At 74.0% G+C, this 21,207-nt stretch carries 19 protein-coding genes; 13 read left to right on the forward strand and 6 right to left on the reverse strand.

Annotated elements, in window-relative coordinates:
* Positions 1-39: 39 nt before the first annotated feature.
* The gene (locus tag BLS43_RS15805) at positions 40-1,359 is read right to left on the reverse strand and encodes an amidohydrolase family protein (protein WP_093084929.1); all 1,320 of its coding nucleotides are present in this window, start codon (positions 1,357-1,359) and stop codon (positions 40-42) included.
* A 143-nt stretch (positions 1,360-1,502) separates the two neighbouring features.
* Here BLS43_RS15805 and mfd point away from each other — a divergent pair, with 143 nt between their 5' ends.
* From mfd to BLS43_RS15845, 8 genes are all read left to right on the forward strand, one after another.
* Positions 1,503-5,078: a transcription-repair coupling factor gene (mfd, locus tag BLS43_RS15810; RefSeq protein WP_093084931.1), complete on the forward strand. Its 3,576-nt coding sequence runs from the start codon at positions 1,503-1,505 to the stop codon at positions 5,076-5,078.
* 68 nt (positions 5,079-5,146) lie between these two features.
* Positions 5,147-6,373, forward strand: coding sequence for a sensor histidine kinase (locus tag BLS43_RS15815; protein WP_093084934.1), 1,227 nt, complete (start codon positions 5,147-5,149; stop codon positions 6,371-6,373).
* On the forward strand, positions 6,370-7,479 hold the full coding sequence (locus tag BLS43_RS15820; RefSeq protein WP_093084937.1) for a hypothetical protein: 1,110 nt from the start codon (positions 6,370-6,372) through the stop codon (positions 7,477-7,479). Before BLS43_RS15815 ends, BLS43_RS15820 begins: the two co-directional genes overlap by 4 nt.
* Positions 7,461-8,090, forward strand: a complete 630-nt coding sequence (locus BLS43_RS15825) for a response regulator (RefSeq protein WP_245707515.1) — start codon at positions 7,461-7,463, stop codon at positions 8,088-8,090. The genes BLS43_RS15820 and BLS43_RS15825 overlap by 19 nt, the downstream gene beginning before the upstream one ends.
* A gap of 201 nt (positions 8,091-8,291) precedes the next feature.
* Positions 8,292-8,822, forward strand: coding sequence for an RDD family protein (locus BLS43_RS15830; RefSeq protein ID WP_176921343.1), 531 nt, complete (start codon positions 8,292-8,294; stop codon positions 8,820-8,822).
* A 50-nt stretch (positions 8,823-8,872) separates the two neighbouring features.
* Positions 8,873-9,748 (forward strand): SurA N-terminal domain-containing protein, encoded by an 876-nt coding sequence (locus tag BLS43_RS15835; RefSeq protein ID WP_093084946.1) that lies wholly within the window; start codon positions 8,873-8,875, stop codon positions 9,746-9,748.
* A gap of 8 nt (positions 9,749-9,756) precedes the next feature.
* Positions 9,757-10,653, forward strand: a complete 897-nt coding sequence (locus tag BLS43_RS15840; RefSeq protein WP_218129852.1) for a nucleoside triphosphate pyrophosphohydrolase — start codon at positions 9,757-9,759, stop codon at positions 10,651-10,653.
* Positions 10,654-10,804: 151 nt separating this feature from the next.
* On the forward strand, positions 10,805-11,494 hold the full coding sequence (locus BLS43_RS15845) for a lysozyme family protein (protein WP_093084952.1): 690 nt from the start codon (positions 10,805-10,807) through the stop codon (positions 11,492-11,494).
* A 75-nt stretch (positions 11,495-11,569) separates the two neighbouring features.
* Here BLS43_RS15845 and efeB read toward each other — a convergent pair whose 3' ends face one another.
* From efeB to BLS43_RS15865, 4 genes are all read right to left on the reverse strand, one after another.
* A complete protein-coding gene (gene efeB / locus BLS43_RS15850) occupies positions 11,570-12,763 on the reverse strand; it encodes an iron uptake transporter deferrochelatase/peroxidase subunit (RefSeq protein ID WP_093085069.1) in 1,194 nt (397 codons plus the stop codon).
* A 71-nt stretch (positions 12,764-12,834) separates the two neighbouring features.
* Positions 12,835-13,977 (reverse strand): iron uptake system protein EfeO, encoded by a 1,143-nt coding sequence (gene efeO / locus BLS43_RS15855; protein WP_093084955.1) that lies wholly within the window; start codon positions 13,975-13,977, stop codon positions 12,835-12,837.
* Positions 13,978-13,997: 20 nt separating this feature from the next.
* The gene (efeU, locus tag BLS43_RS15860; protein ID WP_093085072.1) at positions 13,998-14,819 is read right to left on the reverse strand and encodes an iron uptake transporter permease EfeU; all 822 of its coding nucleotides are present in this window, start codon (positions 14,817-14,819) and stop codon (positions 13,998-14,000) included.
* 150 nt (positions 14,820-14,969) lie between these two features.
* A complete protein-coding gene (locus tag BLS43_RS15865; RefSeq protein ID WP_093084958.1) occupies positions 14,970-15,368 on the reverse strand; it encodes a tetratricopeptide repeat protein in 399 nt (132 codons plus the stop codon).
* A 169-nt stretch (positions 15,369-15,537) separates the two neighbouring features.
* Between BLS43_RS15865 and eno the strand changes: the two genes are divergently transcribed.
* From eno to BLS43_RS15880, 3 genes are all read left to right on the forward strand, one after another.
* Positions 15,538-16,827 carry a phosphopyruvate hydratase gene (gene eno / locus BLS43_RS15870; protein WP_093084960.1) on the forward strand — a complete coding sequence of 430 codons (1,290 nt, stop codon included), beginning with the start codon at positions 15,538-15,540 and terminating at the stop codon, positions 16,825-16,827.
* 2 nt (positions 16,828-16,829) lie between these two features.
* Entirely contained in the window at positions 16,830-17,333 is a 504-nt protein-coding gene (locus BLS43_RS15875) for an FtsB family cell division protein (protein ID WP_237193878.1), read from the forward strand.
* A 76-nt stretch (positions 17,334-17,409) separates the two neighbouring features.
* A complete protein-coding gene (locus BLS43_RS15880) occupies positions 17,410-17,823 on the forward strand; it encodes a DUF501 domain-containing protein (protein WP_093085075.1) in 414 nt (137 codons plus the stop codon).
* Positions 17,824-17,915: 92 nt separating this feature from the next.
* Here the strand turns inward: BLS43_RS15880 and BLS43_RS15885 are convergent, their stop codons facing one another.
* Positions 17,916-19,508 carry an acyl-CoA dehydrogenase family protein gene (locus BLS43_RS15885; protein ID WP_245707517.1) on the reverse strand — a complete coding sequence of 531 codons (1,593 nt, stop codon included), beginning with the start codon at positions 19,506-19,508 and terminating at the stop codon, positions 17,916-17,918.
* Positions 19,509-19,557: 49 nt separating this feature from the next.
* Between BLS43_RS15885 and BLS43_RS15890 the strand changes: the two genes are divergently transcribed.
* Together BLS43_RS15890 and BLS43_RS15895 are read left to right on the forward strand one after the other, a co-directional pair.
* The gene (locus BLS43_RS15890; protein ID WP_093084968.1) at positions 19,558-20,502 is read left to right on the forward strand and encodes a Ppx/GppA phosphatase family protein; all 945 of its coding nucleotides are present in this window, start codon (positions 19,558-19,560) and stop codon (positions 20,500-20,502) included.
* Positions 20,499-21,194 (forward strand): uracil-DNA glycosylase, encoded by a 696-nt coding sequence (locus BLS43_RS15895; protein ID WP_093084971.1) that lies wholly within the window; start codon positions 20,499-20,501, stop codon positions 21,192-21,194. Before BLS43_RS15890 ends, BLS43_RS15895 begins: the two co-directional genes overlap by 4 nt.
* Positions 21,195-21,207 lie beyond the last annotated feature (13 nt).

Below are 21,207 nucleotides of genomic sequence, written 5' to 3' on the forward strand. Positions count from 1 at the left end.
ACGGCGTCACCCTCACGTGAATCCCGCCGAGCGGAGCCGTCAGCTCGGGAGGGCGCGGCGACGGTCGAACAGCTCCTCCGCCGCGCTCTGGCCGCGCCGCCGCACCTCCTCGGTGTCGACGGACAGGACCCGGCCGCCGTCGACCAGGAGCCGCCCGTCCACCCAGACGTGGCGCACGTCCGCGCCGCCCGAGGAGAACACCAGGTGGGCGGGCACGTTCAGGTCGGGACCGTGCAGCACCGGGGTGGTGTGCAGGCCGCGGAGGTCGACGGTGATGACGTCCGCCTTCTTGCCGGGCTCCAGCGACCCGGTCTCGGCGTCGAGGCCGAGTGCGTGCGCGCCGTCGAGGGTGGCCATGGCCAGCATGTCCCACGGGTCGCCCGTGGTCGGGTCCAGCGTGGTGACCTTCTGCAGCAGGCTCGCGAACTTCATCTCCTCGAGCAGGTCGAGGGTGTTGTTCTCCTTCTCGCCGTCGCTGCCCAGCCCGACGGCGATGCCGTGCTCCCGCATCCGGATCACCGGGGCGGGCCCCGAGGACAGCTTCATGTTGGAGCAGGGGCAGTGCACGACCGACGTCCCGGTCTCGGCCAGCACGGCGATCTCCCGGTCGTCGAGCCACACGCAGTGCGCGACGACGGTCCGCGGGCCGAGGATCCCCCGCGCGAGGAACTCCTCGATGGGGCGGCGGCCGAACCGGGTCAGGGACTCCTGGACCTCCCAGATCGTCTCCGACGAGTGCGTGTGCAGCCCCGTGTCGAACTCGTCGGCGAGCTGCGCGGCGCCCCGGAAGGCCTCCGGCGAGCAGTAGAAGAGATGCTCGAGGCCGACCCAGGAGCGGCCGCGGCCCTCGGCGAAGGTGCGGTGGGTCTCCAGCAGCCTGCGGTTGGTCTCCAGCGTCTCGAAGTAGTCGTACTCGTCGGCGACGTAGGGGACGAGCGTCGCGCGGATCCCGACCTGCTCGGCCGCGCGTGCGGAGCCCTCCATGAACCGCCACATGTCCATCACCGACGTCGTGCCCGCCCGCAGCGACTCGGTGTAGCACAGCAGCGACGCGGCCTCGGCGATCTCCGGGGTGAGCGCGCGGTGGGCGGGGTCGATGTCCTCGCGCAGCCAGTCCCACAGCGACTTCGACTCGGCGGTGCCCCGCAGCAGGCCGGAGTGCAGGTGGCCGTTGTGCAGGCCGGGGAGCACGGCGTGCCCGGTGGCGTCGACGACCTGAGCGTCCACCCCGTCGAGCTCCTCGACGGTGCCGACGGCGACGATCCGGTCGTTCTCGACCAGCACCGAGCCGGGGTCGTGGACGGTCTTGCGGCCCTCGCAGGGGAGCACGATGCCGCCGCGGATCAGGGTGCGCGTCATGGGGAGCGATCCTGGCGTGCCCGGCCCGCGGCGGGGATGAGCGGCTCGTCACAGCCGGGCTGCGGGGAAGGTTTCGGGCGCGCGTATCGTCTGATGTCAGTGGCCCCTGCGGGCGTACTGAGCCTCGGCAGGGGTGTGTCCGCATGCCTGTCGCAAGGAGTTCCGTGCCCCCCGCACTGTCCGGTCTGTTGACCGCCGCCCTGTCCGACGCCGGGTTGCGGGCCGTGGTCGAGGCCTCGGCGGGCGTCGACACCCGCACCGCCGACACCCCCGCCGTGCAGGCCGAGGGTCCGGCCGCGCTGCGCCCGTTCCTGGCCGCCGCGCTCGCCGAGTCCGGCACCGTGCTCGCCGTGACCGCGACCGACCGCGAGGCCGAGGAGCTGGCCGTCGCGGCGCGCGAGCTGGTCGAGGGCCCGGTGGAGGTGCTCCCCAGCTGGGAGACGCTGCCGCACGAGCGGCTCTCGCCGCGCCCGGACACCGTCGGCCGCAGGCTCACCCTGTTCCGCTCGCTGAGCGGCGAGAACCCGCCGCGGATCGTCGCGGCCGCGGCCCGCTCGCTGATCCAGCCGATCGCGCCGGGTCTGGGCACGCTGGACCCGATCGTGCTCCGCGAGGGCACCGAGTACGCGTTCGAGGCGCTGCTGGAACGGCTCGTGGAGCTGGCCTACACCCGCGTCGAGATGGTGACCGCCCGCGGCGAGTTCGCGGTGCGCGGCGGCATCCTCGACCTCTTCGTCCCCACGGCCGACCATCCCGTCCGCATCGAGTTCTGGGGCGACGAGGTCTCCGAGCTGCGCGCCTTCTCCGTGGCCGACCAGCGGTCGATGGACGACCCGGTGGTCACCGAGGTCACCGCACCCGCGTGCCGGGAGCTGCTGTTGACCGGCGCCGTGCGCGAGCGGGCCGCGCTGCTGGCGAAGGAGCACGAGAACAACCCGCAGCTGCGTGAGCTGCTCGAACACCTGGCGAACGGCATCCCCACCGAGGGGATGGAGTCGCTGATCCCCGCCCTGGTGGGGGGCGAGCTGCAGCTGCTGACCGACCTGCTGCCCGCGCGCGCCCGGATCCTCCTCGCCGACCCGGAGCGCATCCGCACCCGCAGCCACGACCTCGTCCGGACGGGGCAGGAGTTCCTGGAGGCCTCCTGGCTGGCGGCGGGCACCGGGGGACAGGCCCCGATCGACGTCGGCGCCTCGGCGTACCGGGACCTCGGCGGCGTGCTGGAGCACGCCACCACCACCGGCCGCCCGGTGGTCACGCTGTCCCCCCTGCTCTCCGGTGCGGACGACGCGATCGTCCCGGACGTGCACGAGATCGAGTCCTACCGCGGGGACACCGAACGCGCGTTCGTCGACCTGCGCGCCCACACCGCCGCCGGCGGCGCGGCGGTGCTCGTGGTCGCCGGGCAGGGCACCGCGGACCGCAGCATCGAGCAGCTCGGCGAGGCCGAGGTGCCCGCCACCCTGGGCGAGGAGCTCACCGAGGTCCCGGAGAAGGGCCTGGTCACGGTCACGTGCGGGCGGATCGCGGACGGCTTCGCGGCCCCGGGAGTCGGCCTGGTGCTGCTCGCCGAGTCCGACCTGACCGGCACCCGCGCGGGGCTGGACACCACCACCCGGAAACTGCCCGCCCGGCGTCGCAACGCGGTCGACCTGGCCGCCCTGCAGCCCGGGGACTTCGTGGTGCACGCCCAGCACGGCATCGGGAAGTTCGTGGAGATGAAGGAGCGCACCGTCCAGGGCGCGACCCGCGAGTACCTGGTCCTGGAGTACGCGTCGAGCAAGCGGGGGCAGCCCGCGGACCGGCTCTTCGTGCCGACCGACGCCCTCGACGAGATCTCCCGCTACGTCGGCGGCGAGCAGCCGACGTTGAACAAGCTCGGTGGCTCGGACTGGGCGAAGACCAAGGGCCGCGCACGCAAGGCGGTCCGGGACATCGCCGCCGGTCTGGTGCAGCTCTACGCCGCCCGGCAGTCGTCGCCCGGGCACGCCTTCGCCCCGGACACCCCGTGGCAGCGCGAGCTCGAGGACGCCTTCCCCTACACCGAGACCCCGGACCAGCTCTCCGCCATCGACGAGGTGAAGCGGGACATGGAGCGTCCGGTGCCGATGGACCGGGTGATCACCGGGGACGTCGGGTTCGGCAAGACCGAGATCGCCGTGCGGGCCGCGTTCAAGGCGGTGCAGGACGGCAAGCAGGTCGCGGTCCTCGTCCCGACCACGCTGCTCGCGACCCAGCACCTGTCGACCTTCGCCGACCGGATGCGCGCCTTCCCGGTCACGGTGAAGGGGCTGTCGCGGTTCACCGACGCCGCCGAGGCGAAGACGACGATCGAGGGGCTGGCGGACGGGACCGTCGACGTCGTCGTCGGGACGCACCGGCTGCTGCAGACCGGGGTCCGGTGGAAGGACCTCGGGCTGGTCATCGTCGACGAGGAGCAGCGCTTCGGCGTGGAGCACAAGGAGCACATCACGGCGCTGCGCGCGCACGTCGACGTGCTCACGCTGTCCGCCACGCCGATCCCGCGGACGCTCGAGATGAGCCTCGCGGGCATCCGCGAGATGTCCACGATCACCACCCCGCCCGAGGACCGGCACCCGACCCTGACCTACGTCGGCGCCTACGACGACAAGCAGGTCGCCGCCGCCATCCGCCGCGAGCTGCTGCGGGACGGCCAGGTCTTCTACGTGCACAACCGGGTCACCTCGATCGACCGGGCGGCCAAGAAGATCCAGGAGCTGGTGCCGGAGGCGCGCATCGGCGTCGCGCACGGGCAAATGCACGAGGACCTGCTCGAGCAGACCGTGAACGCGTTCTGGCACAAGGAGTACGACGTCCTCGTCTGCACGACGATCGTCGAGAACGGGCTGGACATCTCCAACGCCAACACCCTGATCGTCGAGCGGTCGGACACCCTCGGCCTCTCCCAGCTGCACCAGCTGCGCGGCCGGGTCGGGCGTGGCCGCGAGCGCGGCTACGCGTACTTCCTGTTCCCGCCGGAGCATCCGCTCACCGAGACCGCGCACGACCGGCTCGCCACGATCGCGCAGCACTCGGAGCTGGGCTCGGGTGCCGCGGTGGCGATGAAGGACCTGGAGATCCGCGGCGCGGGCAACATCCTGGGCGCGGAGCAGAGCGGGCACATCGCGGGCGTCGGGTTCGACCTGTACATCCGGCTGGTCGGCGAGGCCGTGGCGGCGTTCCGGTCCGCCGGGGGCGCCCCGGGCGGCGAGGAGCCGGAGCCCCTCGCGGAGGTGCGTGTCGACCTGCCGATCGACGCCCACGTGCCCCACGACTACGTCGACGGCGAGCGGCTGCGCCTGGAGGCCTACCGCAAGATCGCGGAGGCGGGGGACGACGCGGCGCTCGAGGCCGTCGTCGAGGAGCTGAAGGACCGCTACGGCGAGCCGCCGCAGCCGGTGCGCAACCTGCTCGCGGTGGCGCGGTTCCGGCAGCTCTGCCGGTCGCTCGGGCTGGCCGAGGTGGCCGTGGCGGGCACGATGATCCGCATCGGCCCGGTGGACCTGCCGGACTCCAAGCAGCTGCGGTTCAAGCGGATGCACCCCAAGGGCCAGTACAAGCCCGCCGCCCGGCTCGTCGCCGTCCCGAAGCCCAGCCAGGGCAACCGCATCGGCGGCGCCCCGCTGCGCGACCTGGAGCTCCTGGACTGGCTCACCGCCCTGGTCAAGGACCTGGCGGCCCCGGTCACGGTCGGCTGACCGCGGGGCGCAGTGTGGCTCCCTGATGCGGTAACGGCTGTGTCGCTCTCCGCGAACCCTCCCCTGAGATGTCGACAGGGGCTTTCCTGGACCGGTTCGGTCTGCGGTTCGCGGCGGGTGCGCGGGCGACCGTCGGCGTGCTCATGGCCGTCACGGCGCCGTTCGCCGCCCCGCCCGCGGGTGCGCTGGTGTGCGTGCCGGTCGCCGTCGCGCTGGCGGCGTGGAGCCTCGCCTACCTCCGGCTGATGCGGACCCGGCCCGCCGCGTGGGTCTGGGTCGTCGACGTCGCGGTCATGTGCGGGCTGTGTCTGGCCCAGCCCCTGCTCGTGGATCCGACCCTGCTGGTGCGCTCGCTGGGATGGGTGTCGCCGGTGGCGTCCCTCGCGGTCGTCGCGTTGCAGTGGCACGTGCGGCCGTGGCCCGCGGCGCTCGCCACCGTCGCGGTGTGCGCGGCGTTCACGGCGGGTGCGGCGCTCTCGCCCGAGATCTCGGTGGTGCAGGCGCTGGCCGTGGGCGGGGTGTGGACCGGGGTCGAGGCCGCGTTGTCCCGGATGCTCTGGCTGCTGGTGCGCCGCGGCGGCGCGGCCGCCGACGAGCGGATGGCCCGCCGGTTCGCCGCCGAGCGCACGGCCCTGCTCGCCCGCGCCCGGCGCCGCGAGCAGCGGGCGCACTGGGCGACCGTGCACGACACCGCCGCGAGCACGCTGCTGATGGTCGGGCTCGGGTCCGTCCGCGGCGACGAGCCCTGGCTGGAGGGGCAGCTCCAGCGGGACGTCGCCGCCCTGCACGGCGTCCCCGCACCCGACGCCGGGGTGGCCGCCACCGTCCGCCACGCCGTCGCGCACGCCCGGATCCCGGTGGACCTGCGGGCGGACGGCGACCTGGACCTGCCCGGGCCCGCCGCGGCGGCGTTCGGCGGCGCGCTCACCGAGACCCTGGAGAACGTGGCCCGACACGCGGGGACCGACCGCGCCGAGGTGCGCGTCGAGGTGGGGGAGGCGGCGGTGCGGGTGACCGTCCGGGACGACGGGAGCGGCTTCGACCCGGCCGCGGTGCCCGCGGGCCGGCTCGGCCTGGTGCGCTCGGTCCGCGAGCGGATGGACCTCGTCGACGGCCGCGCGGAGATCCGGTCCGCGCCGGGGCACGGCACCGTCGTGCGGTTGGAGTGGCCGCGCACCGAGAGCACCGAGAGCACCGAGAGCGGCCCCGAGAGCCGCACCGAGTCCGAGGCCGAGGCCGGGACCGGAGACGGGGCCGCCGCCGCCCCGGCCGTCCGGTCGGAGCGGGCACGGTGACCGGCGGGGCGGGCGCGACGTCCGTGGAGCTGACCGTGCGGCTGCAGCGCGGTCTCCGGGTGGCGTGCAGCGTGATCGTGCTGGCGATCCTGTTCGGCCTGAACCTGCCGAACCTGGTGGCGGGCCGGGCCGCGTACGAGCCCGAATGGGTCGGTTTCGCGGGCTGGGGCGTGCTCGTCGTCGTCGCTGCGGCCGACGCGGTGCTGGTGGCCCGCCACCGCTCCTGGGAGTGGATCCGACTGCCGGTGGCGGCCGGGGTGCTCGCGGTCGCGGTCGAGATGTCCGTGGCGCTCGCACCGGCCGCGCTGGGCGGCCCGCCGCACGTCACGCTCGGGTCGATCGGCTGGTTCGGGGTGCTGCTGCTGCCCCGCGGCCGCGAGCTCGTCGCGTTCCTCCTGCTGCACCTGCTGCTGATGCTGGGGCTGCTGGTCGCCGTGGGCCGGACCGACCAGCTCACCCTCGTGGCGTTCGGCATCAGCGCCGTGGGGGTGACGTCCTTCCAGCTCGCCTTCGCGATCGCCGGGACCGCGCTGCGCACCGTCGCCCGGCAGGCCGGGCAGGCCGCCGAGGAGGAGGCCGCCGCGCGGACCGCGGAGGACCTCGCCGCCGTCGTCCACACCGACCGGGAGGCCCGCTACGCCGAGCTCCGCGCCGTCGCGCTGCCGCTGCTGGAGGGCATGGCGGCGGGTACGGCGCCCCCGGCCGACCCGGCGGTGCAGCGGGCGGCGGCGAGCGCGGCGGCCCGCCTGCGGCGGATCTTCGCCGAGGAGCGGGACGGCCGGGACCCGCTCGCCGCCGAGCTGGCGGAGCTGATCGACATCGCCGAGCGGCGCGGCGTCGGCGTGCAGTACTCGGAGCGGGGGGAGCGTGCCGTGCCGCCGCGCGCGGCGATGCGGGACCTCCTGGGGGCGGCGGGAGACGCGCTGCACGCGGCCCGGGGGTCGGCGCGCGTCACGCTCGCCGGAGTGCCCGGCGCCGTGGTGCTGGGCGTGGTGACCGACGGCGTCCCGGCGGGGTTCGCGGCGTCGGCACCGGACGTGGGGGTGTCCGCCGTCGAGGCGGGCGGAACGACATGGGTGGAGGCGAGATGGGCACCTCGATCGTGATCGTCGACGATCATCCGGCGATCGTCGACGGCGTCGGGGCGTGGTGCGCCCGGGCCGGCATCACCGTCGTGGCGGCGGGCGCGGACCCGGCGCCCGCGTTCGACGTCCCGGCGGACGCGGTGGTGTTCGACCTGCAGCTCGGGCCGGGGGAGCCCGCGTTCGACGTGCTGGAGGAGCTGGTCGACGCAGGCCGTCGGGTCGTCGTCTACTCCCAGCACGCCGACAGCGAGACGGCCCTGCGCTGCCTGGAGCTCGGTGCCGCGACCTACCTGACGAAGGCCGAGGGCCACGAGCACCTGATCCCCGCGATCCGGGCCTGCGTCGAGGACCGGCCCTACACGCCTCCGGTGCTGGGCGGGGCGATGGCCGCCGATCCGCGCCCGGACCGCCCCGCCCTGTCCGAGCGGGAGCGCGAGGTCCTGCTCGCCTGGTTCTCCAGCGACTCCAAGCAGCTCGTGGCGCAGCGCTTCCACCTGTCGGTGAAGACCGTGGACACCTACATCGCCCGCGTCCGCATCAAGTACGCCGACGCGGGCCGCCCCGCGACCACGAAGGCGGCCCTGGTCGCCCGCGCTCTGCAGGACGGCCTCGTCGACCTCGCGCGGCTCTAGGGAGTGTCGGACGCTCCCCAGGGCCCGGCACCTGCGGGGCGGTGGTCCGCAGGCACCGGGCACCGTCGACGGTAGGACAGCGACGGCCGTACCGGGGGTCCGGCGATCGCCCGACACGGGTTAACGCGGCGGGCCCGTGGCACGTGTGCCGATCGACCGCTGCCGGGCGTCCCCGGCGACCCGGACCGCCTGGAGGCCGCCGTGACCACCCCGCCGCCCTACCTGTACCCCTCGTACCCGGAGCCCTTCCCGGCCTACCCGCAGGGCGGGCCGCCGCTGCACCCGTACGGCGGGCCCTACGGCCACCTGCCGCCGGTTCCGCCGCCACCCGTCGCCGCCTGGGGGACGCGGGTGGGGTCCGCGCTGGTCGACGGCCTGGTCCCGCTCGTGATCGTGGGTGTCGGGCTGCTCGGCTTCGCCCTGTTCGACGACCTCGGCCTGATCTTCACCGTCGCGTTCGTCTGCTACCTCGCGGCCTTCGCGTTCGCGCTGTGGAACCAGTGCTGGAGGCAGGGCCGCACCGGGCAGAGCCTGGGCAAGAGCCTCGTGGGCACCCGGCTCGTCCGGGCGCGCGACGGCGCGCCGGTCGGCTTCGGCACGGCGCTGGGCCGCCAGTTCGCCCACGTGCTCGACGGCATCCTCTGCATCGGTTACCTCCGCCCGCTGTGGGACGAGCGGCGCCAGACCTTCGCGGACTCGATGTGCGACACGCTCGTGGTGCGGGTCGAGTGATCCGGCCCACGGCCGCGTGAGAGGCTGTCGTCGTGGGAAAGCTGACCAGGGTGGGTCTCGGTACGGCGGTCGTCGCGCTGGTGCTCGCCGGCTGCGGCGGCCCGGGCCAGGTGGGCTCGGCGCTGATCGTCGGGGACCAGCGGGTGGAGGTCGGCGCCGTCCAGAGCACGATCGACTCCGCGCTGGCGCACAAGGCGGACCTGGCCGCCCAGTCCTCGCAGCAGATCGCGGACGCGGACATCGCCCGCTACGTCGTCGGCGGCGAGGTGACCCACGCGCTGCTCGCGCAGGCCGCGGCGCGGACCGGGGTCACAGCCTCGGCGGACGCGATCGACGCCACCCTCGCGAACACCGATGACCAGAGCCTGCTGCTCGACCGCACCCTGTTCGACGGCGAGGAGCTGCGGTCCCGCGCCACCGACCACGCCACGGCCGTCGCGTTGGCCGAGCGGTACGTCGACGGGCTGTCGGTGACCGTCGACGTGGCCGCGGCGACGACCGCCGACGAGGCGGCCGACAAGGCGCGGGCCCTCGCCGAGGGCGGGCCCGCGGCGGACGCGGTGCTGGCGGATCCCCGTACCGCCCAGAAGGGCCAGGTCTACCGCGCGGCCGCCGACCCGGACACCGCGACGACCGTGGTGTTCGGCGTGCCCGAGGGCACCGTCGTGCGCTTCCAGCCGTCGCCGGGCCAGGGGATCTGGCTGGTCGTGAAGGTCACCGACCGGCAGACCGACGCCCCGTCCGGGGTTCCGCCCGCGGCGGGCACGATCGACCGCGGCACGCTGGCCTCGATCGGGGAGCGGATCGCCCAGGCGGACGGCGGGCCGGTGCAGCTCAACCCCCGCTTCGGTGCCTGGGACCCCACCCGGCTGACCGTCGTCCCGCCCGGTCGCGAGGCGGGCTCCGTGCTCGCCCCCGGCGCCTGACTGGGAGACTGGCCGCCGTGGCCCCCACGGTGATCACCTTGTCCCGCAGGCGCGGCGCGCTGCCCGCCGCGGCGCTGCCCACGCTGCGGGCCGCCTCGGCGGTGTACGCGGACGCCTCGGTCCCGGCCGAGCTCGCGGCGCAGGCGGGCGCGACACCGGTGCCCGCCGCCCCGGTGCCGGGCGCCGTGGTCCTGAGCTGCTCCGACGACGCGGATCCCCCCGGCGCCGCCCTGCTCGACGCGGTGGCCGTGATGGACCGCCTCCGCTCGCCCGGCGGGTGCCCGTGGGACGCCGAGCAGACCCACGAGTCGCTGCTGAAGTACCTGGTCGAGGAGTGCTACGAGCTCTACCAGGCGATCGAGGACGGCGACCGGGCGGACATGCGCGAGGAACTCGGCGACGTGCTGCTGCAGGTCCTGTTCCACGCCCGCGTGGCGCAGGAGGCCGACTCCCCGTTCACGATCGACGACGTCGCGACCGGGCTGGTCACCAAGCTGGTGGGCCGCCACCCGCACGTGTTCGGCGGCGGGGAGACGGTCGCGACGGCCACGGCACAGGAGGGCCGCTGGGAGGAGCTGAAGCGGGCGGAGAAGCAGCGGGCGTCGTCGGTGGACGGGGTGCCGCTGGGCCAGCCCGCGGTCGCGCTGGCCGCCAAGCTCGTCTCCCGCACCCGCCGCGCGGGCATGCCCGCCGACCTGCTTCCCGAGGGAGACGGCATCGGCCCGGACCTGTTCCGCCGCATCGCCGCCGCGGTCCGCGCGGGGGAGGACCCGGAGTCCGCCCTGCGCGACACGGCCCGCGCCTTCGCCGACCGGGTGCGGGCCGCGGAGCAGACCGCGGTGGCGCAGGGCGAGGACGCCCACGCCCTCGACGAGGACACCTGGCGCCGAACCTGGCCCGCCTGACCGGACCCCGACCCCGCGAGTCCCTCACCTCGGACACGCGAGTCGGACACGTCAGACCGCGAGTCGCCACGTCGTACCGCGAGTCCCCCCACCTGCCCGGCGAGCGCCCGGCCTCAGACCGCTCTCAGCTCGCATCCGTAGCGTCGGGGGCATGCGCTCCCGCACCGTGCTCCTCGGCCTGCTGGCCCTGGTCGGGCTCCTGGTCCTCGGGGTCGCGGTGCTGGAGCGGCCCGAGCGGAGCACGCTGTCGGCGCCGGTGGCCCGCGACACCCCGGCCACGCCCGCACCCGTCGTGCCGGACGGCGCGGACGTCGTGAGCTGGGCGGACGAACGGGCGCGGACCGTCGGCATCCCCGCCCGCGCGCTGCAGGCCTACGCGGCCGCCGAGGTGAGCCAGCGCGCCGCCACCCCGGGCTGCAACCTCTCCTGGGCCACGCTCGCGGGCATCGGCCAGGTCGAGTCCCGCCACGGCCGGATCAACGGATCGTCGCTGGTGGACGGCGTGGCGCGGCCGCCGATCATCGGCATCGCGCTCGACGGGGACGACAACACCCGGGAGACCCCGGACACCGACGGCGGCGCGCTCGACGGCGACGCCACCTACGACCGGGCCGTCGGTCCGATGCAGTTCCTCCCGCAGACCTGGGCGCGGTTCGGGCAGGGCGACCCGCAGGACATCGACGCCGCCGCCCGGGCCGCCGCGGCGTACCTCTGCTCCGCGGACCGCGAGCTCGCCGACGGCGCGGGCTGGTGGGACGGGGTGCTGGCCTACAACCGCTCCGTCTCCTACGCCCGGGACGTCTGGGCGGCGGCCGACCGGTACGCGATCGCCGCGGCCTGAGGACCGGGCCCGCCGTCCGATCCCGGAGGGGCCTGCACCGTCCGACTCGCGTGGCTCCAGTGGGGGGACTCGCGGTCAGGTGAACAGGCCCTGGCCCCAGTACTCGCCCGGCGCCAGGCCCGGGGGCACCGCGAAGACGGCGGAGCCGTTGTGCTCCAGGTACTCCATCATCTTGTCGTTGCGGGCCAGGGCGCTCTGCATCGGGACGAAGTGGGTCTGCGGGTTGTTCATGAACGCGAGGAAGAACAGGCCCGCGTCGAGGTGCCCGGCGCCGTCGGAGCCGTCGACGAAGTTGTAGCCGCGCCGCAGGATCCTGATCCCGCCCAGGGAGTCGGCCGAGGCCAGCCGGATGTGCGCGTCCACCGGGATGGTGTCTCCGGAGAGGTCCGCCTGGTCGAACTCGCCCTGCTGCCCGAAGGCGTTCCCCACGCCCTTGGTCCGCCCGACGATGTTCTGCTGCTCGTCGAGGGACGTGCGGTCCCAGATCTCGATGTGCATCCGGATCCGCCGCGCGACCAGGTAGGTGCCGCCGTGGAGCCAGTCCGGCCCGTCGGACACCCACACGTGCTGGTCCAGCAGCGCGGGCTCCTCGGCCTTGAGGTTGTTGGTCCCGTCCTTGAAGCCGAACAGGTTCCGCGGCGTCTGCTGCGTGGTGGAGGTCGAGGACGTCCGGCCGAAGCCGAGCTGGGACCACCGGACCGCGGCCGCCCCGAAGCCGGTGCGCACCAGGTTGCGGATGGCGTGCACGGCGACCTGCGGATCGTCGGCGCAGGCCTGCAGGCAGATGTCGCCGCCGGAGCGGGCGGGGTCGAGGCGGTCGCCGGTGAAGGCGGGCAGCGGCGCGAGTCCGGCGGGCGCGGGGAGCCCGAGCTTCTCGAAGAACGAGGCGCCGAAGCCCACCGTCAGCGTCAGCGAGGCGGCGGGCAGGCCGAGCGCCTCCCCGGTGTCCGCGGGAGGCGCGTACTTGTTGAGCCCCACCGCGCCGTTCTCCGTGGTCTCCTCGCCCTGGGTCATGCGCTCGGCCGCGGCGGTCCACTTCTGCAGCATCCGCTGCACCTCGGCCCGGTCGGTGGTGGTCAGGTCCAGGGCGACGAAGTGCAGCCGGTCCTGGGCCGGGGTGATGATCCCGGCCTGGTGCACGTCCCGGAACGGGACGACGCCGGGCGTCGGCGCGGGCCCCGAGGAGCCCACGCCGTACCCGATCGCCGCCCCCGCGCCGGCGAGCGCCACCCCGGCCCCCGCGTAGCCGAGCATCCGCCGCCGCGACATCCCCCCGCCCGGGGAGACGTCGGCGGGCGGGTCGACGGGCGGGCTGTCGATCGACGAGGGCCGGGTCGTGCTCACGACGTGACGACCCCCGCGACCTGCGAGATCGGCTCGGCGAGCGCGTCCACGGCGTCGGTCATCTTCTTCGTGTCGGCCTCGGTGAGCTGGGTGTAGAGGACGAACCCGCCGTCCGGCGTGCGGTAGCCCTCCAGCAGCGACTCGACGGCGGCGAACCGCTGGTCCAGCGTCGGGCCCAGGTTCGGGTCCTTCTCGTCGATCACCGGGCGCAGCGCGGCGACGGCGGCCTGGCTGCCCTCGACGTTCGCCTTGAAGTCCCAGAGGTCCGTGTGCGAGTAGCGGTCCTCCTCGCCGGTGATCTTGCCGGTGGCGACCTCGTCGAGCAGCTCCTTGGCGCCGTTGGCCAGCTGCGGAGGGGTGAGGTCCAGGGTCGGGATCCGGCTCTGCAGGTCCTTGAGGTCCGTCATGAGCTGGTCGGCGACCTGCGCCGAGTCGGGCTGCAGCCCGGAGACCCACAGGTCCTTCTCGAGCCGGTGGAAGCCGGTCCAGCTCACGCCGGGGTCCCGCTCGTCGTCCTCGCGGCCGTCGACCTTCGGGTCGATGTCCCCGAAGGACTCCGCGACCGGCTCGATCCGCTCGTAGTAGGTGCGGGCGAGCGGGAACTGCGCCTTCGCGGCGTCGACGTTCCCGCTCTTCACCGCGTCGACGAAGCCCTGGGAGGTCTGCACCAGTGCGTCGGTCTGGGAGCTGATGTAGCGGGTGTAGCCGCTCACGGCCTCGGCGAGCTTGGCGTTGTCGTCGGTGGAGCGCTGGGCGCTGCCGGTGACGGTGAACGGGGCGCGGATGCCCTCGCCGACCATGCCGGGCTTGCAGGCGGTGGTGTAGGAGCCGCCGTCGGGCACCTCGACGATGAGGTCGCGGGACAGGCCCGGACCGATGTTCTCGACCTCGCCCATGATGCGGTCGCCGGTGCCGTACAGGTAGAACTCGGTCACCTTGGTGCCGGTGTTCTTCACCGAGAACGAGATGTTGCCCGCGGGCGCCTCGACGGCCGAGACCTCGCAGCTCGTGTCGCCCGCGGCCACCGTGATGGGGCCGCCGCCGCTCTCGGCCGCGGGGGGCTGCGCGGTGCTCGTACAGCCCGCCAGCAGCAGGGCGGTGCCCGCCGCGAGCACGGCGGCGGAAGCCTTGCGGGACATGGTTTCTCTCCTCGATCAGGTCACGCGGCGGGGGTGGTGGACCGCGTGCGCTGGGGCAACAGGAACAGCGTCAGGACGACGGCGACGTACGCGCACCACACGACGGCCTCCAGGACCGTGGTCTGCGGCGAGAAGTTGAAGATCCCCTTCAGCAGGGTCCCGTACCAGGAGTCCGGCGGGACGGCGGCACTCACGTCGAAGGCGAGGGTGTTCAGGCCGGGCAGGATCCCGGCCTCCTGCAGGTCGTGCACGCCGTAGGCCAGGATCCCGGCCGCGACGAAGACCAGGAAGAAACCGGTCACGGTGAAGAAGGTCGCCAGGTTGATCCGCATGGCGCCCTTGTAGATCGCGAAGGCGATCACGACGGCCAGCGCGATGCCGACCAGGAAGCCGATCAGCGGCTGCACGGTCTCGCCCGCGGCCTGGGCGGCGGCGAAGAAGAAGACGGCCGTCTCGAGCCCCTCGCGCCCGACGGCGAGCGTGGCCATCACCACGACGGCGAGCGGCCCCATCGAGATGGCGTGCTCGAGCCTGCCCTCCAGCTCGGCCTTCATGGCGCGTGCGTTGGAGCGCATCCAGAAGATCATCCAGGTCACGAACGCGACCGCCACGATCGACAGCGACCCGCCGAGCGCCTCGGACGCCTCGAAGGTCAGGGCCTGCTCCGCGAGGGTCAGCCCGAGCGTGACGCCGACGCTGACCAGGATCGCGAACGCCACCCCGGCCCAGACCTTCGGCAGCTCGCGGCGGCGGTCGGTGCGGACGAGGAAGGCGACCAGGATGCTGACCACGAGTGAGGCTTCGAGACCCTCGCGCAACCCGATCAGCGCATTGCCCAGCACCGCTCGCACCCCTGCCGTCGACCCGAATCGCTGAGGTGAGCCTCAGCGGACCGAGGTGAGGCTAGCTTCTCCAACGGGTGACGGGTAGAGGCATCCCCGCAGGTCAGACGGCGTTTCGTCCGGTTTGGGAAGAAACTCCCGCAACTGTGATCAGTCGGTGATCGACGCGATCCGGGCGCGCACCTCGCCCAGCGCCTCCTGGTACTCCGGGCGCGGGTCCATCACCGTGGCGAGCTGGAGCTGGCCCTTCGCCTCGCCGAGGCGACCCTGCCGGTGCAGCGCCTTGCCGAGGGCGAACCGGGCGTAGTGGTCCGCCGGGTCGAGCTCCAGCACCCGGCAGAACGCCGCCTCGGCCTTCGTGAGCTGGGCCGAGTCGAGGTAGGCGCGCCCGGCGAGGAGCTGGACCGAGGCGTCGTTCGGTTGGCTCTCCAGGACGGGGGCCAGGGCCTGCAGCGCGTCGAGCGGGCGGTGGTCGGCCAGCAGCCGCTCCGCGCGACGGAAACCGACGACCTTCTCCGAGGGGCTGGGTCCTACGGGCTCACTGGTCATGGTCGCTCTCACGGTAGGGCGGCCCGAACCCGTCGACAACCGTTTCGAGGGCGGACTCGCGGGCTCCGTCTTGGCGTGACTTCGGCGGTTCCCGAGCCGGATCGCCCCGTCGGGTGGTTACCCTGGCCCCCGCGAGTCCAGCGGAACCCGAGAAACAGGAGTTGTATCGGTGGCGGTCATCGAGCAGGTCGGCGCGCGCGAGATCCTCGACTCGCGGGGCAACCCCACGGTCGAGGTCGAGGTCGCGCTGGACGACGGGACGCTGGAGCGCGCGGCGGTGCCCTCCGGCGCGTCGACGGGCGAGCACGAGGCCGTCGAGCTGCGGGACGGCGATCCCAAGCGGTACCTGGGCAAGGGCGTCGAGAAGGCCGTCACCGCCGTGCTGGACGAGATCGGCCCCGAGCTGATCGGGATGGACGCGGTGGACCAGCGTCTGGTGGACCAGCGCCTGGTGGACCTCGACGGCACCCCGGACAAGTCCCGGCTGGGCGCGAACGCGCTGCTGGGCGTGTCCCTGGCGGTGGCGAAGGCGGCCGCCGAGTCCTCGGGCCTGGACCTCTACCGCTACATCGGCGGGCCGAACGCGCACGTCCTGCCGGTGCCGATGATGAACATCCTCAACGGCGGGGCCCACGCGGACACCTCGGTCGACGTGCAGGAGTTCATGGTCGCCCCGATCGGCGCGGACACCTTCCGCGAGTCGCTGCGCTGGGGCGCGGAGATCTACCACTCGCTCAAGTCCGTGCTCAAGGCCCAGGGTCTGTCCACCGGCCTCGGCGACGAGGGCGGCTTCGCCCCGGACGTCAAGGGCGGCACCCGCGGGGCCCTCGAGCTGATCGCGGGCGCCGTCGACAAGGCGGGCTTCACGCTCGGCAGGGACGTCGTGCTGGCGCTCGACGTGGCCTCGACCGAGTTCTTCTCGAAGGGCGTCTACCGGTACGAGGGCAAGGAGCTCTCCTCCGCGGACCTCGCGAAGGTCTACGCGGAGCTGGTGGACGCGTTCCCGCTGGTGTCCATCGAGGACCCGCTGGCGGAGGACGACTGGGACGGCTGGGTCGCGCTGACCGAGCAGCTCGGCGACAAGGTCCAGCTCGTGGGGGACGACCTGTTCGTCACCAACCCCGAGCGGCTCGAGGACGGCATCGACCGCGGCGCCGCCAACGCACTGCTGGTCAAGGTCAACCAGATCGGCACCCTGTCCGAGACGCTCGACGCGGTCACGCTGGCCCACAACAACGGCTACCGCTGCATGATGAGCCACCGCTCCGGTGAGACGGAGGACGTGACCATCGCGGACCTCGCCGTCGCCACCGGCTGTGGCCAGATCAAGACCGGCGCCCCGGCCCGGTCCGAGCGGGTCGCCAAGTACAACCAGCTGCTGCGCATCGAGGAGGGCCTGGGGGACGCCGCGCGCTACGCAGGCGAGCTGGCCTTCCCGCGGTACACCCCCGGGGCCTGAGCGTGGCGGGCTCCCGGGAACGCACGCCGCGGGGGACGGGGCGCTCGCGCCCCGCGTCCTCGGCGCGGCGTGCCCGGGAGCCGCAGCTCACCCGCAGCCGCGCCCGCGCCACCGGCGTGGTCGCGGCGACGACCGGGCTGTTGGGCCTGTCGTCGACCCGCCGGGCCGCGATCCTGGCGATCGTGGTCTGTGCCCTCGCCCTGACCGTCGCGGTCCCGCTGCGCAACTACGTGTCGCAGCGCCAGGACCTGGCCGCCGTCACCGCCCAGCAGCAGGCGCTGCGGGCCGAGGTGGAGGAGCTGAACGCGCAGAAGGCCCGGCTCTCCAACCCGGACGAGGTGGCGGCCGAGGCCCGCTCCCGGCTCGGCTACGTCCGCCCCGGCGAGGTGCCGTACGTGGTGGAGCTGCCGAACACGCCGTCGGCCGAGGAGGTCGAGGCGGCGCGCCGCGCCACCCCCTGGTACCGGACCCTCTGGACCGACGTCACGGCGGGCGCGCCCCGCTGAGACACTGGTGTCCGTGAGTGTCACCGTGTCCGATCGTGAGGCGGTCGCCCGGCAGCTCGGCCGCGAACCCCGCGGGATGCTGGCGGTGGCGGCCCGGTGCCCGTCGGGGCACCCGAACGTCGTGCAGACCGCGCCCCGGCTGCCCGACGGCACGCCCTTCCCGACCCTGTACTACCTGACCTGCCCCCGGCTGGCGTCGAGGATCGGCACGCTCGAGGCCTCCGGGCTGATGAAGGAGATGACCGACCGGCTGGCGGAGGATGCCGAGCTGGCGGCGCGGTACCGGCGGGCGCACGAGTCCTACCTCGCCGACCGGGACGCGATCGAGCCGCTCGGTACGCAGGTCACCGCGGGCGGCATGCCGGACCGGGTGAAGTGCCTGCACGTCCACGTCGGGCACGCGCTGGCGAAGGGGCCCGGGGTCAACCCGTTCGGCGACGAGGCACTGGAGCTGCTCGGCGACTGGTGGACCGGCAGCGACTGCGCCTGAGCTCGGACGACCAGTGCTCTCCCCGCACCGTCTCGGTCAGCCCCGCGCCCGACCTCGTGAGCGGCGATGGTCGCCAGAGCGACCATCGCCGCTCACAGGGTGGGGGTGACGCGTTCGAGGAGGGGTTTCGCGGGGATTCCGTCCGGGAGGGTGCCCGCGGTGCGCCAGGGGCCGTCGGGTTGCAGGCGGCCCGCGAGGAAGGCGTCGGAGACCTCGACCGGTGCCGTGCGCAGCAGCAGCGAGCCCTGCAGGCAGAGGGCCAGGAGCTCGGCCAGCCTGCGGGCGCGGCGGGGCTCGGCGTGCTGGAGCTCGGTGCGCAGGACAGTGAGGGCGCGGTCGAAGCGGGCGTCGGCGCCCTGGGCGAGGGCCAGCTCGTCGAGCACCGCGTCCACGGACTCCGGTGACCGGGACAGGGCGCGCAGCAGGTCGAGCGCCGTGACGTTCCCCGAGCCCTCCCAGATCGAGTTCAGCGGGCTCTCCCGGAACAGGCGCGGCAGCGGGGACTCCTCGACGTAGCCGTTGCCGCCCAGGCACTCCAGGGCCTCTCCGACCACGGCGGACGTCCGCTTGCAGACGAGGTACTTCGCCGCGGGCAGCGCGAGCCGCAGGAACGCCGTCTCGCCGCGCTCGACCGCGCCCGCCAACCGGATCGCCAGGGTCGTCGCGGCCTCGGACTCCACCGCCAGCTCCCCGACCACGGCCTGCATGAGCGGCTGGTCCGCCAGCCGGGCCCCGAACGCGGACCGGTGCGCCACGTGGTGGGCGGCCTCCGACAGGGCGGCCCGGGCGGTGCCCGCCGCACCGAGCACGCAGTCGAGGCGGGTCATCGAGACCATCTCGATGATCGTCGCGACGCCGCGGCCCTCCGCCCCGACCCGCCACCCGACGGCGTCCGCGTACTCGAGCTCGGCCGAGGCGTTGGACCGGTTGCCGAGCTTGTCCTTGAGCCGCTGGATACGCAGGCCGTTGCGGGTGCCGTCGGGCAGCACCCGGGGCAGGACGAAGCAGGTCAGCCCGCCCGGCGCCTGGGCGAGGGTGAGGAACAGGTCGTTCATCGGCGCCGAGGTGAACCACTTGTGCCCGACGAGGGTGTACGTGCCGTCGGGCTGCGGGGTGGCGCGGGTGGTGCCGGTGCGGACGTCCGAGCCGCCCTGCTTCTCGGTCATCGACATGCCGGCGAGCTGGTGCGCCTTGCCGCGCCCGAGCCCCGGCTCGTAGACGCGGGTCTGCAACGCGGTCTCGAACCCCGTCCCGCGCAGCGGTGGCACCGCGGCGTACGTCATCGAGATCGGGCAGCAGTGGCCCTGCTCCAGGGTGCTGACCAGGTAGAACCCGGCCGCGCGGGCGACGTGGGACCCGTCGGCCCAGGGTGCGCCGTGCAGCCCGTGCTCCACCGACAGCCGCATGAGGGCGTGCCAGGACGGGTGGAACTCCACCTCGTCGATCCGGTGCCCGTAGCGGTCGTGGGTGTGCAGCACGGGCTCGTGGACGTTGGCCAGGCGCGCGTGCTCCCGGTACTCACCGGACCCGACGGCGGCGGCCAGGCCCCCGAGCTCGACCGTCCCGCCCTCCCGAAGCAGGGCGTCGGACAGCGCGGGATCGCAGGCCAGGGGGTCGAACCCGGCCAGCGGCGGGACCTGGTTGGTGACGTCGTGGGTGCTCACGGCGGCGGGAGGAACGGTCACCTACCCGACGGTACTGTGGCGGGGCCGGATCCCAATGCAAGGAGCACGTATGTCTCGGGTGGCCGCCATCGACTGCGGGACCAACTCGGTCCGTCTGCTCGTCGCGGACGTCACCGAGAGCTTCGACGGCACCAAGGACCTGCGGGACCTGCACCGGGAGATGCGGATCGTGCGGCTGGGCAAGGGGGTCGACGCCACGCGGCGCCTCGACCCCGAGGCACTCGAACGCACCCGGGTCGCGCTCGTCGACTACGCCGCGGCGATCCGACGCAAGGGCGTCGAGCGCGTCCGGATGGTCGCCACCTCCGCGACCCGGGACGCGGAGAACCGCGAGGACTTCTTCGGCATGGTCCGCGAGACCCTCGGGATCGACGCCGAGGTGATCAGCGGGGACGAGGAGGCGCGGCTGTCCTTCCAGGGCGCGGTGGGCGACCTGGACCCGGACGACGGCCCGTTCGTCGTCACCGACATCGGCGGCGGCTCCACCGAGGTCGTCGTCGGCACGGTCGCGGACGGGGTCACGGCGGCGCGCTCCGTGGACGTCGGGTCGGTGCGGCTGACCGAGCGCTGCCTGCCGGGGGACCCGCCGTCGAAGGAGGACGTCGAGCGGGCGCGGGAGGTCGCGCACGGCATCCTGGCGGAGGCCTTCGCGTCGGTCCCGGTCGAGGGTGTCCGCACGTGGGTCGGCGTGGCCGGGACGATCACCACGCTGTCCGGGATCGCGCAGGACCTGCCGGAGTACGACCCCGAGCGGGTGCACCTGTCGACCCTGACCAGGGCGGACGTGCACCGGGTCGCCGAGCTGTTGATCACCTCGCCGCGGGCGGAACGCGAGAAGCTGGGGGCGCTGCACCCCGGCCGGGTCGACGTGATCGGCGCGGGCGCGCTCGTCGTCGAGGCCCTGGCGGACGAGTTCCACGCCAAGGCCGGGATCGACAGCATGATCGTCAGCGAGCACGACATCCTCGACGGGATCGCGCGATCCATCGCGTGAGCAGCCTGCGCAGCCTCGCCGTGCTCGACGCGCAGGTCTCCGAGTGCCGGGCCTGCCCGCGGCTCGTCGAGTGGCGCGAGCAGGTCGCCCGCGAGAAGCGGGCGGCCTTCCGGGACTGGACGTACTGGGGCCGACCGGTTCCCGGGTTCGGCCCGCCGGACGCGCGGCTGCTGATCGTGGGGCTCGCCCCGGCCGCGCACGGCGCGAACCGGACCGGCCGGATGTTCACCGGCGACCGCTCCGGAGACGTCCTCTACGCCGCCCTGCACGCCGTCGGGCTCGCGAACCAGGCCACCGCCGTCCACAAGGACGACGGACTCGCCCTGCGGGGGACCCGGATCACCGCCCCGGTCCACTGCGCCCCGCCCGCCAACAAGCCCACCCCGCAGGAGCGCAACGCCTGCCGCCACTGGCTCGATGCCGAGCTCGCGCTGCTCCGCCCGACGCTGCGCGCCGTCGTCGTACTGGGTGGGTTCGGCTGGCAGGCGCTCCTGCCGGTGCTGGAGGAGAACGGGTGGCCGGTGCCGGGGCCGCGGCCGAAGTTCGGGCACGGCGCCCACTTCCAGACCGCTGACCTGCACGTCTTCGGCAGCTACCACGTCTCGCAGCAGAACACGTTCGCCGGCAGGCTGACCCCCGCGATGCTGGAGGAGGTCCTTGCCGAGGCGGGGCGTGCCGCAGGTCTCATGTGATCCGTTGCGGCCG

The organism is Pseudonocardia oroxyli (assembly GCF_900102195.1).
Classification (GTDB): domain Bacteria; phylum Actinomycetota; class Actinomycetes; order Mycobacteriales; family Pseudonocardiaceae; genus Pseudonocardia; species Pseudonocardia oroxyli.